Below are 14,895 nucleotides of genomic sequence, written 5' to 3'. Positions count from 1 at the left end.
TATAGTTGCGCTGGGAATAATGAAGGCAAATTGATGTAAAGCAAAAATAGCGAGAGGTTGCTTATGTTTAAACTGGATGAGCGTTTACTTAAAGATACTGTTGCGCTAGGTGATTTGGCGTTGTGCCGTGTTTTATTGATGAATGATAGTCGTTATCCATGGCTGATTTTGGTGCCGCGCTGTGCTGATATGAGTGAGGTTTTTCAGCTGTCAGCCGCCGAGCAACAGCAGCTTTGGCAAGAAACCAGTCATGTTGGGCAGGTGTTAAAGGATGTTTTTCAGGCCGACAAAATCAATATTGCAACCTTAGGCAATGTGGTAAAGCAACTGCACATGCATGTGGTTGTGCGCATGCAAGATGACGCTGCTTGGCCAGCGCCGGTGTGGGGTAACGGTGCGGCGCAAGGTTATACTGATGAAGCCTTGGCAGTCATGCGTGCGCGTTTGCAGGCCGCATTCAATGGATACTGGCAGGCAATAGAGGTGAGTGTATGAGTATTGAAGCGCGTATTGCTGAGTTAGAAGTGCGGCAGGCTTTTCAAGATGACACGATTCAAGCGCTCAATGATGTGATTGTTGAGCAGCAGCGGATTTTTACCCGGCTTGAAGCGCAGCTTGAAGCATTGGCGCAGCGTCAAAATGATTTGCACAATCAGTTTGAAGAAACTCCGAATGATCCACCGCCGCATTATTAATAAGACTAGTACGTTTTTTGCTTCTCTCTCTAGGGCGAGCAAGCGCTCATCGCTGGCTGGGTTAAGCCAGCGATGAGACTGTAGTTGTTGATCCTTTGATGCATATCGTGACTGATGCGTGAGTTAATTAAATTAGACGCCACGCCAAGTAGTCAGTACATCCAACATGCGATTAGCGAAGGCCCATTCGTTATCATACCAAGCGAGAACTTTAACAAACTTGTTTTGCACGCGGGTCTGGCTGAGATCAGCGACGCACGACACAGGGTAACCATTAAAGTCGCAAGAGACTAATGGTCGGTCATTGCACTCCATCACGCCTTGCGGAAGCTTCTCTGCACCAGTACTAAGAATGTTATTGATTTCCTCGCGGCTGGTGTCGCGCTCTGCGATGAAGCTTAAATCAACCAGTGATACGTTTTGTGTGGGTACGCGGACAGCCATGCCATCTAGGCGGCCTGCTAGTGCAGGAATTACTAAGCCAATGGCTTTGGCCGCGCCGGTGCTGGTGGGGATAATAGAGTGTGCGGCTGCTCGAGCTCGATAGGGGTCGGCGTGACTTTTATCGAGCAAACTTTGGTCATTGGTATAAGCGTGTACCGTTGTCATCATGCCTTGCTGAATGCCGACTGACTCATGTAGAACTTTGGCCAGTGGTGCTAAGCAATTGGTGGTGCATGAAGCATTGGAAACAATCTGCTGGCTGCCAAGTAAGTGGTGGTTTACGCCGTAGACGACAGTCAAATCGGCACTGTCTAACGGGTGGGCTAAAAGCACGCGTCGAGCACCTGCAGTCAGATGCTGCTCGACTTGATGGCGTTGCTTCATTCTGCCCGTGCATTCCAGTACTACATCTATGCCGAGTTGCTGCCATGGCAGGAGCACTGGGTCTGGTTGGCTCAATAGTCGAATCGATTGATTGCCAACATGTAAATTCTCACCGCTCAATTGTACAGGGTGAGCAAAGCGGCCAAAGGTTGAATCAAAGCGGGTGAGGTGGGTTAATATTTTAGCGTCACCTAAGTCATTGATTGCCACAATCTGTAGCTTGGTGTGTAAACCGCGCTCAAATAAAGTACGCAAAATATTGCGCCCGATGCGTCCATAACCATTAATTGCAATTCGTAGCATTGTGACTCTCCTTGAGTTTATTTGATGCACGGCAGGCTTTAATTACGTAGAGCTCCGAACGCGGCGCAGCCTTGGAAAGTTTGCTGATTCAGCTGCAGTCGGGCACTTAAGTGATGCACAGTGCCGCTCATGCTGTCGATGCACTGCTTTGGTGTGATCCATAACTGCAGATTTTGATTGTTCGCTTGTGTGCTGATCTGAGAACTACCATCAGGCAGTTGCTCTTCAATGTAGGGTAGCGCTAGTGCAGGTTCGCCAGCTTGATTAAGAATCAAACCTTTTGGCGTTTGCAAGATCGACCAGAACGGTTCGTTACCACTGGCGCGCAGCAGAAGGCGTGCAAAATCAGTATCACCACAGTCATGTCCTTCGATTTGTAAGCGATAACGCTCGACTGCAGTAAAGTGACCTAGTCTCGGGTCAAGTTCGCCACTGAGGTCGGCAAATAACCCATTGGGTGCTTCGCTGGTTAGGCTGTTGAGTTCTTCATTAAGCTCTGCAGAGGCTATGAGTGTGTAGCGCTCTTGCGCGTCACAGGGCTGTAGGAACCATTGATCATTAAGCTGTGTAAGGGTTCCTTGCAGGCGTAAAGGTTGCTGCAAAGAGCTGCTGGTTGTTGATAAAAGCTGGCAAGCACTGAGTGTGATAGTTATTAAGGTTAAGCTGGATAAGCGTAAAAAAAGACTCACGTAAGATCTCCATGTCAGTACTTGCTGCAGATTACAGACTGTGCGATCAGTCTGTATAAATAGTTTGAGTGATTATTTAGTTGTCGGTTCATTTGCCTTACTGAAGCTACCGCAGTGCAGTGGTAGCAGCAACTGAGTTGAGGCGAATTTGTAGATTGCGTAATGCAGTGACGACGCTTGTATTGAATTTGCGCTAGGCGAGCTTGCTGTGTAACTGTTTGAGTTTTAACAGATGTAAAAAAGCCCCTAAGTATTGCTACTTAAGGGCTTTTAAATTGGAGGCCGAGGCCGGAATCGAACCGGCGTTCACGGATTTGCAATCCGCTGCATAACCACTCTACCACCCGGCCTAAACAAAAACGCCGCACTAAGCGGCATTCTTGATGACAATTTGGAGCGGGAAACGAGACTCGAACTCGCGACCCCGACCTTGGCAAGGTCGTGCTCTACCAACTGAGCTATTCCCGCAATGTCTTGGTGACGGGCGCTATTCTAGCCCTTCAGAAGATTTAGTCAAGTCCTTGATTAAAAAAAGTTAATCTTCTTGTTGGTTGGTGTGTAAGTGCGGTTTTGCTGCCAGTAAATATTGGGTCATTGACCACAAAGTCAGCACTGCCGATAAAATCAGTAGCGCATAACCACCGATGACCCAAGCATTAAAGGCTGGTGGGTTGGCTAGTAAGATAATTAACGCAACCATTTGTGCGGCCGTCTTCCATTTGCCGATGCTGGAGACAGCAACTTGTGCGCGCTCGCCAATCTCCGCCATCCACTCACGCAGAGCAGAAACCATGATTTCGCGGCAGATAATAATAATCGCTGGCAGCGTCAGCCATAAATTGGTGTGTTCAGCGACTAAAAGCACTAAAGCGACGGCCACTAAAAGCTTGTCGGCGACCGGATCAAGAAAAGCACCAAAAGGAGTGCTCTGATTTAAACGGCGAGCTAAATAACCGTCCAGCCAGTCAGTAAAGCTGGCGAAAGCGAAGATTGCGCTGGCCGCCCAGTAACTCCAAGAAAAGGGCAGGCAGAATAATAGAATAAACACGGGGATCAAAGCCACGCGCATCAGGGTTAAAACATTTGGAATATTCATTAAATAATTCTTTCTTGGTAAAGAATGAAAAGGAGAGTTTACGCTTTGTGCAGAGCACTATATATGGACTCGGCCAGAGTTTTGCTGATTCCTGGTGTTTTCGCGATTTCTTCTGCGCTGGCGCGTGACAATTCTTGCAAGCCGCCAAAGTATTTTAACAGTTCGCGGCGGCGTTTGGGGCCGACGCCTGTTATACCTTCGAGAACTGAAGTGCGCCTAGTTTTGCCGCGACGGGCGCGATGACCGGTAATGGCAAAGCGGTGTGCTTCATCGCGAATTTGTTGAATCAAATGTAGCGCTGGCGAGTGGTCGGGTAAATTTAATTGTGTGGCGCTGTCATTGATATATAAGGTTTCAAAGCCGGCTTTTCGCGTGACGCCCTTAGCCACGCCAAGTAATAAAACTTGGGTGATTTTCAGCTCCGCGAAGACTTCGCGGGCCATATTGAGCTGGCCTTTACCGCCGTCAACCAGTAATACGTCTGGCAGCTTGCCGTTGTTTTCTAAAGCGCTGCTGAGGCGGCGATAGAGTACCTGGCGCATGGCTGCATAATCGTCGCCGGCGGTAACACCCTCAATGTTGTACAGACGATAATCCGATTTGCGGGGTCCTTCAGGGCCAAAGACTACGCATGAGGCTACGGTGGCTTCGCCGCTGGAGTGACTGATATCAAAACATTCTAAGTGGGCAGGCGGTTCGGAAAGATCCAGTGCTTTGGCTAAGGCGCTAAAGCGTGCGCTCATTTGCATGCGATTGGCCAAGCGCGCTTGCAGTGCTTGCTCTGCGTTGGTCATGGCCATTTGTTGCCAGCGTGCGCGGGTGCCGCGGACGCGGTGACGAATGCCTAGAATATGCCCCGATTGCTGCGCGATCGCTTCAGCAATGGCAGGCCAGTCCGGATGATCGCTGCTGACAATCAACTCACTTGGAAAGTCGCGATCTTTCTGACCTAAATAATACTGCGCAGTAAAAGCAGCTAAGACATCGGCGCTTTCTTCTTCAATCGCCACTTGTGGAAAGAAATTGTTGCTGCCTAAAACGCGACCATCGCGCACGCTAATCACATGCACGCTGGCGCCGCCTGGCGTCACAGTTGCAGCAATAATATCGACATTGCCATGCCCGCTTTCCATGCTTTGCTGATCTTGTACGCGGCGTAATAAAGCAATTTGATCGCGCGCCGCTGCGGCTTTTTCGAACTCTAATTGCTCGGCAGCTTGCTCCATGTTGCGCGTTAACTCATCGGTCAGCGCGTTGCTGCGACCTTCTAGAAACATTACAGAAAGGCGCACGTCTTCAGCGTATTCATCCGCATCAACCAATCCTACGCAAGGCGCTTTGCAGCGCTTGATCTGGTACTGCAAGCAGGGGCGGCTGCGATTGTTGTAAAAGCTGTCTTCGCATTGCCGTACTTTAAAGGCTTTTTGCAGCAGGCTGAGGCTTTCGCGAATGGCCCCGGAGCTTGGGTATGGGCCAAAGTATTTGCCCGATGCTTTTTTGCTGCCGCGGTGAATGCCTAAGCGTGGAAAAGCGTTGTTCGACAAAATGACATAGGGATAGCTTTTATCATCGCGCAGCAAAATATTATAAGGCGGTCGCCATTGCTTAATCAGTGTTTGCTCAAGCAGCAATGCTTCGGTTTCATTGGCAGTGACGGTCAGTTCAATACTGGCGATTTTCGCCACCAGCGCTGCAGTTTTCGGTGCGTTGACTGTGGTTTTGAAGTAACTGCTGAGACGGTTTTTTAGATTCTTAGCTTTGCCGATGTACAGTAGTTGCTGATCAGCAGAAAACATCCGGTACACGCCAGGGTGCTGGGTGCAGGTGCGTAAAAAAGCTGAGGCATCAAAGTTGGCTGTGGTCATGGGCTAAGCTTAAGTGTTGGAGTTTTCAACAAGATTATGACGCACGGCTAATAAAGCCAGTTCTACGTCGTTCTCAATGTTGAGCTTACTGAAAATACGGTAACGGTGGGTGTTAACCGTCTTCGGTGATACGCAGAGTAAGTCAGAAATCACTTGAATTTTCTGGCCACTGGCGATCATCAGTGAAATTTGCATTTCACGTTCAGATAGCTGATCAAAAGGGTTGTCCAGTTGTTTTTTGTCATAGGCTTTAAGGGCCATTTGCTGTGCGATGTCTGAGCTTAAATAATGATGACCTGCCGCCACTTGGCGAATTGCGCGGATGGTTTCCTCGATGCACACACCTTTAGTGAGGTAGCCGCTGGCTCCAGCTTGTAATAATCGGGTAGGAAAGGGTTCTTCATCGCAAGCTGACAAAGCCAAAATTTTTACTTGAGGAAAGCGCTGCTTGATTTTTCGTGTAGCCTCTAAGCCACCGATGCCTGGCATACGAATGTCCATCAAAACAACGTCAGGCAGCAATTCACGCACCATGTTATAGGCTTGCTCGCCACTGCTGGCCTCGCCAACCACGTTAAGATCGCTGCTGTCGCTAAGCGTTCGAGCAATGGCCGTTCGTACTAAATCATGGTCATCAACCAATAACAGTTTGATCAAGCGCCACCTCAGCATCGAATGATTTGTTTGATTGTAACGTGCGTTGTGCCCAGCACCAACTGTGCTGCAGGCTATTTGTCTTGCCACATGCAGCGTTGATCAGAGTAGTGTGTTTAAGCAGTGCCGACAATTGTATACTGCGCATGAATTTTAAGGAGTCACCATTGTGACAATACAGATTAACTGGATTACCAGTGATGCCGAGCTGGCTGAGCATTGCGCGCACTGGAATACATTGCCATTTATAGCGCTTGATACTGAGTTTATTCGCGTTGATACTTTTTATCCAATTGCCGGGTTACTGCAGGTCAGCGATGGCGTATCGACATTTTTAATTGATCCGCTGTTGATTAATGCTTGGCAGCCATTGGCGCAGGTGTTTAGTAATCAGCACGTGGTGAAAGTTTTGCATGCTTGTGGTGAAGACCTAGAGGTCTTTTCGTTGCTAACAGGCGCTTTACCGGTGCCATTGTTCGATACGCAAGTGGCCGCAGGTTATTTGAATATTGGTTTTTCCATGGGCTATTCGCGCTTAGTTCAGCATGTGTTGGATATTGAACTGCCTAAAGGTGAAACACGGTCTGATTGGCTGCAGCGACCATTAAGTGATTTGCAAGTGCTGTATGCCGCGCAAGATACGGCGTACTTAGTGGATGTCTATCAGGCATTGGTGGCGCAGTTGTCTGAGCAAAAGTATGCCTGGGTGCTTGAGGATGGCGCATTCTTGGTGGGTGCTTATGGGCAAGAGACTGATCCTTATGAGTTGTGGCGTGGGGTAAAACTGGCTTGGAAGCTCACGCCGCAGCAATTGGCGGTATTACGTGAGCTGTCGGCGTGGCGTGAACAGCAGGCAAAGTTAAGAGATGTGCCGCGCAATCGCATTGTCCGTGAGTCAACGCTCTGGGCATTGGCTCATGAGCAGCCGAAAGATTTACAACACTTGGCGAAATTAGAAGACATGCATCCGCGTATTGTGCGCAATGAAGGGTCGACTTTGTTAAAGCTGATTGCCCATGCTCGTAGTCTTCCTGAGCAGAAGTGGCCTGAGGCGTTGCCTGAGCCATTACCGATTGAGGCTGCTAAGGTGTTAAAAACCTTACGTAAGATAGGTTTGGCGCTGGGTGTCGAGTTGGATATTGCGCCTGAGTTGATGCTGCGTAAGAAGATTCTTGAAGAGTTATTGCGCAGCGGTTATCCGCATGGGCCTTATGCATTGCCAGATAGCTTGCAAGGCTGGCGTCGTGAATTGATGGGTGATGCTTTGTTAGCCTGCTTGGCTGAGGAATCAATGTGAAACGGATTTGTTCGGTTTACCACAGCTCTAAAAAGATGGGGATGTATCTGTATGTGTTGCGCGCAGATGCGTTACGTCGTGTACCTGCGCCTCTGCTAGAGTTGTTTGGCGCACCCAAGCATGCGTTTGATTTGGTCTTAACACCAGAGCGCACGTTGGTGCGTGAGGATATTGCTCAGGTTTTGCGCAATCTTGATGGACAGGGCTATCACTTACAGATGCCGCCGCCAGAAGATGAGTACTTGCAGCATTGGCCGGACGAGTTATTGCATCGCAATGATCCGATGTAACTGAATTTGTTACCGAATTATAACGGTTGGTTTTTAGTTGTCGCACCTCGCTACTGCTGTTTTATCCCTCAGCGAACCCGTCCAGGGTTCGATTCGGGCGCTTCGCCATCCTTGGCTACGCTTGCCACAGCAATAGCGAGGTGCTTATTGAGCATTGAGGTTGTTGCCTATCTTTGCGTTGGGAGCGCGGGCGGCTCGCCCGCACAGCTTGCCTGCAAAATATTGTCCGAGTATTTTTGATAGAAAGTCTTTTTGAATAATTTTTAGCACAGGATGCGTTGTGCCTCTTTGGGATTGTGCCAGCCTAATAGCGAGTTGGTTGCGAAGAGGGTATGGCTGTTTACGTTGCTATAAGATTTTTAGGTATAAAAAAACCCGCCGAAGCGGGTTTTTTTTAAGAGGTGCAAGTTATTAGATAACTTGAACTTCTTCAGCTTGCATACCTTTCTGGCCGCGAGCAGCTACGAAAGATACAGACTGGCCTTCTTTCAGGCTTTTGAAACCGTCGCTTTGGATAGCGCGGAAGTGAACGAAAAGATCGTCACCTGATTGTGGAGTGATGAAGCCGAAGCCTTTTTCATCATTAAACCATTTAACTACACCAGTTTGGCGATTAGACATTGTATGTCTCCTTGTACGAAGTAAATTTATACTTAGGCTGAGCCCAAGATGATACTGAGCGCAAGGAGTTACAGGAGTCGTAGCAATGATTGGATCGAGATCTAAACATATATTGATTCACGGTTACACATGCAGCAGCAGTGAGATGTACTTTACCCGATTTTCACTTAAGTGCCAGCATTATTTTAGTATTTATCCAAAAGGCTAGGTTTTTGAGTTTTAGAGCACACTCTTTGTTGTGTAATGTAATGGCGTATGTAGGTAGACTATGGGCAAATTTTTTACTGCCTTAATACCCTTGAATTTTAGGAAGGTCTGCATGAGCATAAAGTCCGATAAGTGGATTCGTCGTATGGCGCAAGAGCACGGCATGATTGAGCCTTTTGTGGAGCGCCAAGTACGTACTGAGGGCGCTGAGCGCCTGATTTCGTATGGTGTTTCTAGCTATGGTTATGATGTGCGCTGTGCTGATGAGTTTAAGGTATTTACCAATTTGCATTCGGTGACGGTTGACCCGAAAAATTTTGATGAGAAGAGTTTTGTCGATGTTAAAGGGCCTGTGTGTATTATTCCGCCTAACTCATTTGCCTTGGCGCGTACGGTGGAGTTTTTCCGGATTCCGCGTAATGTGCTGACGATTTGTTTGGGTAAAAGTACGTATGCGCGCTGCGGTATTATTGTCAACGTGACGCCGCTTGAGCCTGAGTGGGAAGGTCATGTGACGCTTGAGTTCTCGAATACTACAACCTTGCCGGCAAAGATTTACGCCAATGAGGGTGTTGCGCAGATGCTGTTTTTTGAGTCTGATGAAGAGTGTGAAGTCTCTTATAAGGACCGTAATGGTAAGTACCAAGGCCAGCGTGGCGTGACTCTGCCGCGTGCTTAAATGCGGGTAATACAGCGCAAATAATCAAGCTAAGTGAATTATTTAAGCTGCATCATGATTTTTAGTTGAGTGTTTTCTGAAACGGTAGGCTGTGCGAGCAGTCTGCCGTTTTTTATTGTCTGCATTTTCGCTATTTCGTAATAGTCAGTGCTGTGCTCGGCTTGGGAGCGCGGGCGGCCCGCCCGCAAAAGACTTGGGCGCATCTGTTGATGTTGAGTGTTGAGTAATTGAGTGTTGTACGCATCGTACTTCGGGGCTGGTGTTCATCCGTCGATGAACCCATCCAGGGTTCAACTCCGGGCTGCGCCATCCCTGGCGCTGCTTTCCACACCCACCCCGAAGTACTCGTTGACCATCTGCGTTGTTAACACTATCGCGGTTTAAGCGAACCAATAGCAGAATATGTTTTGTCTGCGATACGGCACGTGCACTGCATGCTTAGAGCTTTAAAATGCGCAAAGCACCAATATATAAGACCTGCAAACCACCGCTATGATCAATGAGTGCCGCATCAGTGTCGTGGCAAGCGTAGCCATGGATGGCGTAGCGCCCGAATTGCGCCCGGACGGCGCATTGAGGGAAGAACGACACTGGTGCGGTACGGCATGCGCAGGGCGTGCGTAATGCTTTTAGAGTAGACAGATACACCAACAAGCGTCGTATAGAAAACCTGCAAACCACACCTATGATCAATGAGTGCTGCATCAGTGCAGTGGCAAGCGCAGCCACGGATGGCGTAGCGCCCGAATTGCGTCCGGACGGCGCATTGAGGGAAGAACGACACTGGTGCGGTACGGCATGCGCAGGGCGTGCGTAATGCTTTTAGAGTAGACAGATACACCAACAAGCGTCGTATAGAAAACCTGCAAACCACACCTATGATCAATGAGTGCTGCATCAGTGCCGTGGCAAGCGCAGCCACGGATGGCGTAGCGCCCGAATTGCGCCCGGACGGCGCATTGAGGGAAGAGCGACACTGGTGCGGTACGACATGTGCATTGCATGCTTAATGCTTTTTGAGTAAGTAGAGAATCTCAGTGTGCTGTACGACATGCGTATAGCGTGCTTAATGATCTAATGACGCTAAAGCGGAAACAACACAGGCACCAGGATGACGCTGGTGAGCATGACCAGAACCGTAAAGGGCACACCGATACGCACGAAGTCGCCAAAGCGGTATTGGCCGGGACCGAGTACCAACGTGTTCACCGGTGAAGAAATAGGCGTCATAAAGGCTGCTGAGGCTGCTAGTGCGACGATCATCGCGAAAGGGGCAGGAGAGGCTTGCATCGCTTGCGCACTCGCGATGGCGACCGGTGCCATCAGCACGGCAGTGGCAGTATTGGAGATGAACAAACCAATCACCGCTGTCGCCACAAAAAGAATCGCCAGAATCATCCGTGGACCAGCATTGCCAAACAGGCTGAGTAAACCTTCTACGGCTAAATCAATACCCCCTGTTTTTTGTAAAGCCAGGGCAAAAGGCAACATCCCTACAATCAGTAAAATACTTTGCCAATGAATCGAACGATAAGCACTGTCCATATCGATACAGCGAAACGCGCCCATCAGTAAACAACCAATCAGTACCGCTAAAACGTTAGGCACCAAACCTGTGACCATTAATATAATCATCACGGCAAGGCTGAATAGAGCATGCGGTGCTTGGCTCAGAGCAGGTGCAACATCATCCACTTCTGCCGGTAAACTCAATACTAAAAAGTCACGGCTATGACCTTGCAGCTTACGAATGTGCTGCCAGTTTCCGGCGACCAGTAAGGTGTCACCGGCTTGTAGTTTTTCATCGACTAACAGACCGTCTAAGGCCTGCTGATTTCGCCGCAAGCCAATCACATTGAGTTTCCTGTGGGTGCGAAAACCTAACTCTTGAATGGTTTTTCCTGCAAGGCGCGAGTCCGGAGGCAGCATGACTTCGGCAACACCCAGTGAGCGATGGTGATCACTAAAATAGCTGCTTTGCATTGCAACAGGCTCAACACCCAACTCGTAGTAAGAGTTGAGCAGGTCAATGGTTGGGCTGACTAAATCGACCAGTAAAATATCGCCGGCGCGCAGTTCCGTGCTGCCCGTTGCACCGAGCAAAGTGCGACGAAAACGGCGTTGGCGTTCTACTGCAATGACATTGATGCCGTATTGCTTACGCAGCTGTAATTCGTCGAGGGTTTGGCCAGTGAGCACCGAATTGGCTCGCACACGCAAGCGGCGTTCGCGGCCCGCTAAACGGTATTCGCGCACCAGATCAGCAATGCTATGCCTTGCCTCACTGGCACTGCTGTCGCTGTCTGTGCGCGCGAGCCAGTGTCGAGTCAGCAGCATGTAAGCGATGCCTAAGACCAAAATAGTTAAGCCAATGGGCGCGAAAGCGAAAAAACTAAAACCAGCATAGCCTGCGCGCACCAGCTCACTGTGCACCACCATGTTCGGCGGCGTCGCCACCAAGGTCAGCATGCCGCTGATTAAGCCAGCAAAGCTAAGTGGCATCATTAAACGACTGGGCGGGATTTTTAGACGTGCGGCAATACTCAGTACCACCGGAATAAAAATGGCAACGACACCGGTTGAGCTCATCACCGAGCCGAGACCGGCAACGGTCAGCATTAGCAAGACAATTAAACGGGTTTCACTGCTGCCGGCGCGATGCATTAAGCGTTCGCCGAGTTGATAGGCAATTCCGGTGCGCACTAAGCCTTCGCCGATCACGAAGAGGGCGGCAATCACCACCACGCTGGGATCGCTGAAACCGGCCAGCGTTTCTTGTACGGTGAGCACGCCAGTCAATGGCAGCGTGACAATCATCAGCAGTGCGACGACATCCATGCGTGGTTTGTTGCGCACAAATAACACCACTGCTAGGAGCAGAAGCAGTAATACCACGCCCAGCTGCAGGTTCATCTTAGCTCAGCAGTAAAGCGTCGTCGGCAAGCTTCTCGCCGCGTACTTTTTCGAACATAGCTAGCAAATCCGGTACATCGAGTCCTTTGCGTTGTTCGCCGCTAACGTCCAGTACCACTTGGCCTTGGTGCAGCATAATGGTGCGATCGCCGACATCCAGTGCTTGGCGCATGCTGTGGGTAACCATCATGGTGGTCAGTTGTTTTTCGGTGACGATGCGTTGCGTCAGTTGCAAGACAAAGTCAGCCGTGCGGGGGTCGAGCGCGGCTGTGTGCTCATCCAGCAATAGAATTTGTGAAGGTCGTAGCGCCGCCATTAACAAACTCACGGCTTGGCGTTGACCGCCGGACAATAAGCCAATGCGGTCATGCAAACGGTTTTCTAAGCCCAGGCCTAAGGTGGCCAGATGCTCACGAAAGCCTGCGCGCTGCGAAGTTTTGACTGCACGACTTAAGCCGCGACGTTGTCCGCGCTGCTCGGCCAGCGACATATTTTCTTCAATGGTTAGGTCTTCGCAGGTGCCGGCCATTGGGTCTTGGAAAACCCGCGCCACTTGTTTAGCACGCGCCCAGACCGGCTGATCAGTGACATCAATATCGTCGATTAAAATACTGCCGCTATCGATCGCTAAATCACCGGAAATCGCATTGAGAAAGGTTGACTTGCCTGCGCCATTGGTGCCAATTACGGTGACAAACTGGCCTGTCGGAATTTGCAGAGATAAGCCGCACAGCGCACGGGTTTCAATCGGAGTGCCGGGGTTGAAGGTGATGTGTAAATCATTTGCTTTAAGCATCTTAAACCCTCTTGCGGCGTGACATACGCTGTTTGATCAGTGGAATGACGAGAGCAAAGGTGACCAATAACGCAGTGACTAAGTTGAGGTCTTGCGCTTGCAGGCCAATAAAGTCGCTATTGAGCGCCAGAGCAATAAAGAAGCGGTAAACAATTGCGCCCAAGACTACAGCTAAGGTGACAAAGAACAGTTTGCGTGATGGCAGAATACTTTCACCGACAATCACTGCGGCCAAACCAATCACGATGGTACCGATACCCATCGAGATATCTGCACCGCCCTGGCTTTGCGCAAACAGCGCACCGGCCAGACCGACTAAACCATTGGAAATGGCCATGCCTAAAATAATCATCGCACCCGTATTAACGCCTTGCGCACGCGCCATGCGAGGGTTGGAACCGGTGGCGCGAATCGCCAAGCCTTGGCGAGTAGAAAAGTAAGCATCGAGCGCCAATTTAGCGAGCAGTACCACAATAATTAGAATCACTGGACGCGCGATATAGTCAATCAGCCAGCTTGGCTCAAGAATGGTAAATACCGTCGGCTCCATGATTAGTGGAATGTTTGGCTTGCCCATAATGCGCAGGTTGATCGAGTACAGGGCAATCATCATCAGGATACTGGCTAACAGATCCATGATTTTTAAATGCACGTTCAAAATTGCCGTGATGACACCTGCGCCGGCGCCGGCTAAAGCTGCCAGTGCGGTGGCCAGAAAAGGGTCCATGCCGCTGGAAATGCATAATGCGCCAACAGCGCCGCCCAAAGGGAAGCTGCCATCAACGGTTAAATCAGGAAAACGTAATAAGCGGAAGGAGATAAACACCCCGAGTGCCACTAGACTAAAGATCAAACCGATCTCAAGGGCACCAAACATTGAAAACAGGGACATGGGCAGGTTGACCAAAGGCTAAATAAAAATACCCCGAGCACTTTGCAGTACTCGGGGTGCGACAGGGTATTAACGAATCACTTCAGCAGCGCTATCAAGCAGCTCTGGCGACAAGGTTACGCCTTGTTTTTCAGCCGCGGCTAAATTAACAAATAGCTGAATGTTTTCACTGGTTTCAGGCTTGATGTCGCCTGGTTTTTCGCCATTTAAAATACGTACCACAATACGGCCGGTTTGTTGGCCCAGTTCCCGGTAGTTAACGCCGAGTGCAGCAATCGCGCCACGCTTGACGCTGTCGGTATCCGAAGCAATCAAAGGGATTTTCATGTCGTTACCGACTTTCACTAAGGCTTCATAAGCAGAGACCACGTTGTTATCGGTGTTGGTGTAAATCACATCAACTTTACCGACGAGACTGCGTGCTGCAGTACCCACATCAACTGAACGCGGCGCTGCAGCTTCGACCAAAGTTAGGCCGTATTGCGGCAGGATTTTTTTCAGCGCGGTCACCACAGCGACGGAATTGGCTTCGCCTGGGTTGAATACCATGCCGATGCGAGTGGCATTAGGCACGATCTGCTTGACCAGTTCCATTTGCTTACCGAGCTCGAGTACGTCAGAAACACCGGTAACGTTAGTGCCGCTGGCTTCCCAGCTTGGCGTCAGTTGACCTTCAACAGGATCGGTCACTGCTGAGAAAACAATCGGAATACGTTTAGTGCCAGCCACTGCCGCTTGTGCGGATGGGGTGGCAATGGCAACGATGGCGTCTGGCTGGTCGCCAATAAATTTGCGCGCGATTTGCGCGGCAGTGCCGGTGTTGCCTTGCGCGCTTTGGTATTGCCACTTAAGGTTTTTACCTTCGCTGTAACCGGCTTCTTTTAATGCATCGAGTACACCGTCGCGTACTGAGTCGAGCGCAGGGTGCTCAACAATTGCAGTGACCGCAACGGATTTAACAGATTCTGCTAAAGCGCCGAATGATGCGCTCATGGCTAAGGTTAGTGCACTGAGCGTGAGCAACGCTTTTTTGGATAACGTAGTCATGTTTTCATGCCTCTGATGGGGTT

16 protein-coding genes and 2 tRNA genes are annotated in these 14,895 nt (G+C 49.8%); 5 read left to right on the top strand and 13 right to left on the bottom strand.

Features of this window, described 5'->3' with window-relative positions; translation table 11 throughout:
- Window positions 1–63: 63 nt before the first annotated feature.
- On the top strand, window positions 64–495 hold the full coding sequence (locus H591_RS14565; protein ID WP_022965074.1) for an HIT domain-containing protein: 432 nt from the start codon (window positions 64–66) through the stop codon (window positions 493–495).
- Window positions 492–695: a SlyX family protein gene (locus H591_RS0100985; RefSeq protein WP_022965073.1), complete on the top strand. Its 204-nt coding sequence runs from the start codon at window positions 492–494 to the stop codon at window positions 693–695. The genes H591_RS14565 and H591_RS0100985 overlap by 4 nt, the downstream gene beginning before the upstream one ends.
- 132 nt (window positions 696–827) lie before the next feature.
- Here the strand turns inward: H591_RS0100985 and gap are convergent, their stop codons facing one another.
- The 7 genes from gap to uvrY all read right to left on the bottom strand — a co-directional run bounded on the left by gap (window position 828) and on the right by uvrY (window position 6,133).
- Window positions 828–1,826 carry a type I glyceraldehyde-3-phosphate dehydrogenase gene (gene gap / locus H591_RS0100980; RefSeq protein ID WP_022965072.1) on the bottom strand — a complete coding sequence of 333 codons (999 nt, stop codon included), beginning with the start codon at window positions 1,824–1,826 and terminating at the stop codon, window positions 828–830.
- A gap of 38 nt (window positions 1,827–1,864) precedes the next feature.
- Complete coding sequence (locus tag H591_RS0100975) at window positions 1,865–2,515, bottom strand: COG3650 family protein (protein ID WP_022965071.1); 651 nt, start codon at window positions 2,513–2,515, stop codon at window positions 1,865–1,867.
- Between the two features lie 276 nt (window positions 2,516–2,791).
- Window positions 2,792–2,865, bottom strand: a tRNA-Cys gene (locus H591_RS0100970).
- Between the two features lie 42 nt (window positions 2,866–2,907).
- Window positions 2,908–2,983 (bottom strand) — tRNA-Gly (locus H591_RS0100965).
- Window positions 2,984–3,050: 67 nt separating this feature from the next.
- A complete protein-coding gene (gene pgsA, locus H591_RS0100960; protein ID WP_022965070.1) occupies window positions 3,051–3,611 on the bottom strand; it encodes a CDP-diacylglycerol--glycerol-3-phosphate 3-phosphatidyltransferase in 561 nt (186 codons plus the stop codon).
- Window positions 3,612–3,649: 38 nt separating this feature from the next.
- Window positions 3,650–5,476, bottom strand: a complete 1,827-nt coding sequence (gene uvrC, locus H591_RS0100955) for an excinuclease ABC subunit UvrC (protein WP_022965069.1) — start codon at window positions 5,474–5,476, stop codon at window positions 3,650–3,652.
- Window positions 5,477–5,485: 9 nt separating this feature from the next.
- Window positions 5,486–6,133: a UvrY/SirA/GacA family response regulator transcription factor gene (gene uvrY, locus H591_RS0100950; RefSeq protein ID WP_028244085.1), complete on the bottom strand. Its 648-nt coding sequence runs from the start codon at window positions 6,131–6,133 to the stop codon at window positions 5,486–5,488.
- A 166-nt stretch (window positions 6,134–6,299) separates the two neighbouring features.
- On the opposite strand from uvrY, the gene rnd reads away from it, so the two are divergent.
- Window positions 6,300–7,427 carry a ribonuclease D gene (gene rnd / locus H591_RS0100945; RefSeq protein WP_022965067.1) on the top strand — a complete coding sequence of 376 codons (1,128 nt, stop codon included), beginning with the start codon at window positions 6,300–6,302 and terminating at the stop codon, window positions 7,425–7,427.
- Window positions 7,424–7,717, top strand: coding sequence for a YcgL domain-containing protein (locus H591_RS0100940; RefSeq protein WP_022965066.1), 294 nt, complete (start codon window positions 7,424–7,426; stop codon window positions 7,715–7,717). The genes rnd and H591_RS0100940 overlap by 4 nt, the downstream gene beginning before the upstream one ends.
- A 411-nt stretch (window positions 7,718–8,128) precedes the next feature.
- Here H591_RS0100940 and H591_RS0100935 read toward each other — a convergent pair whose 3' ends face one another.
- Window positions 8,129–8,338, bottom strand: a complete 210-nt coding sequence (locus H591_RS0100935; protein ID WP_028244084.1) for a cold-shock protein — start codon at window positions 8,336–8,338, stop codon at window positions 8,129–8,131.
- 319 nt (window positions 8,339–8,657) lie between these two features.
- Between H591_RS0100935 and dcd the strand changes: the two genes are divergently transcribed.
- Entirely contained in the window at window positions 8,658–9,224 is a 567-nt protein-coding gene (dcd, locus tag H591_RS0100930) for a dCTP deaminase (protein WP_022965065.1), read from the top strand.
- Between the two features lie 438 nt (window positions 9,225–9,662).
- Here dcd and H591_RS15940 read toward each other — a convergent pair whose 3' ends face one another.
- From H591_RS15940 to H591_RS0100910, 5 genes are all read right to left on the bottom strand, one after another.
- On the bottom strand, window positions 9,663–9,953 hold the full coding sequence (locus tag H591_RS15940; RefSeq protein ID WP_156853096.1) for a hypothetical protein: 291 nt from the start codon (window positions 9,951–9,953) through the stop codon (window positions 9,663–9,665).
- A 354-nt stretch (window positions 9,954–10,307) separates the two neighbouring features.
- Window positions 10,308–12,137: an SLC13 family permease gene (locus H591_RS0100925; RefSeq protein ID WP_022965064.1), complete on the bottom strand. Its 1,830-nt coding sequence runs from the start codon at window positions 12,135–12,137 to the stop codon at window positions 10,308–10,310.
- A 1-nt stretch (window position 12,138) separates the two neighbouring features.
- On the bottom strand, window positions 12,139–12,933 hold the full coding sequence (locus H591_RS0100920) for an ABC transporter ATP-binding protein (RefSeq protein ID WP_022965063.1): 795 nt from the start codon (window positions 12,931–12,933) through the stop codon (window positions 12,139–12,141).
- A gap of 1 nt (window position 12,934) precedes the next feature.
- Window positions 12,935–13,825, bottom strand: coding sequence for an ABC transporter permease (locus tag H591_RS0100915; protein ID WP_022965062.1), 891 nt, complete (start codon window positions 13,823–13,825; stop codon window positions 12,935–12,937).
- Window positions 13,826–13,894: 69 nt separating this feature from the next.
- On the bottom strand, window positions 13,895–14,872 hold the full coding sequence (locus tag H591_RS0100910; protein ID WP_022965061.1) for an ABC transporter substrate-binding protein: 978 nt from the start codon (window positions 14,870–14,872) through the stop codon (window positions 13,895–13,897).
- Window positions 14,873–14,895 lie beyond the last annotated feature (23 nt).

It is taken from the genome of Denitrificimonas caeni DSM 24390, assembly GCF_000421765.1.
GTDB classification, from domain to species: Bacteria; Pseudomonadota; Gammaproteobacteria; order Pseudomonadales; family Pseudomonadaceae; genus Denitrificimonas; species Denitrificimonas caeni.
This window is presented reverse-complemented; position numbering and strand designations above follow the sequence as displayed.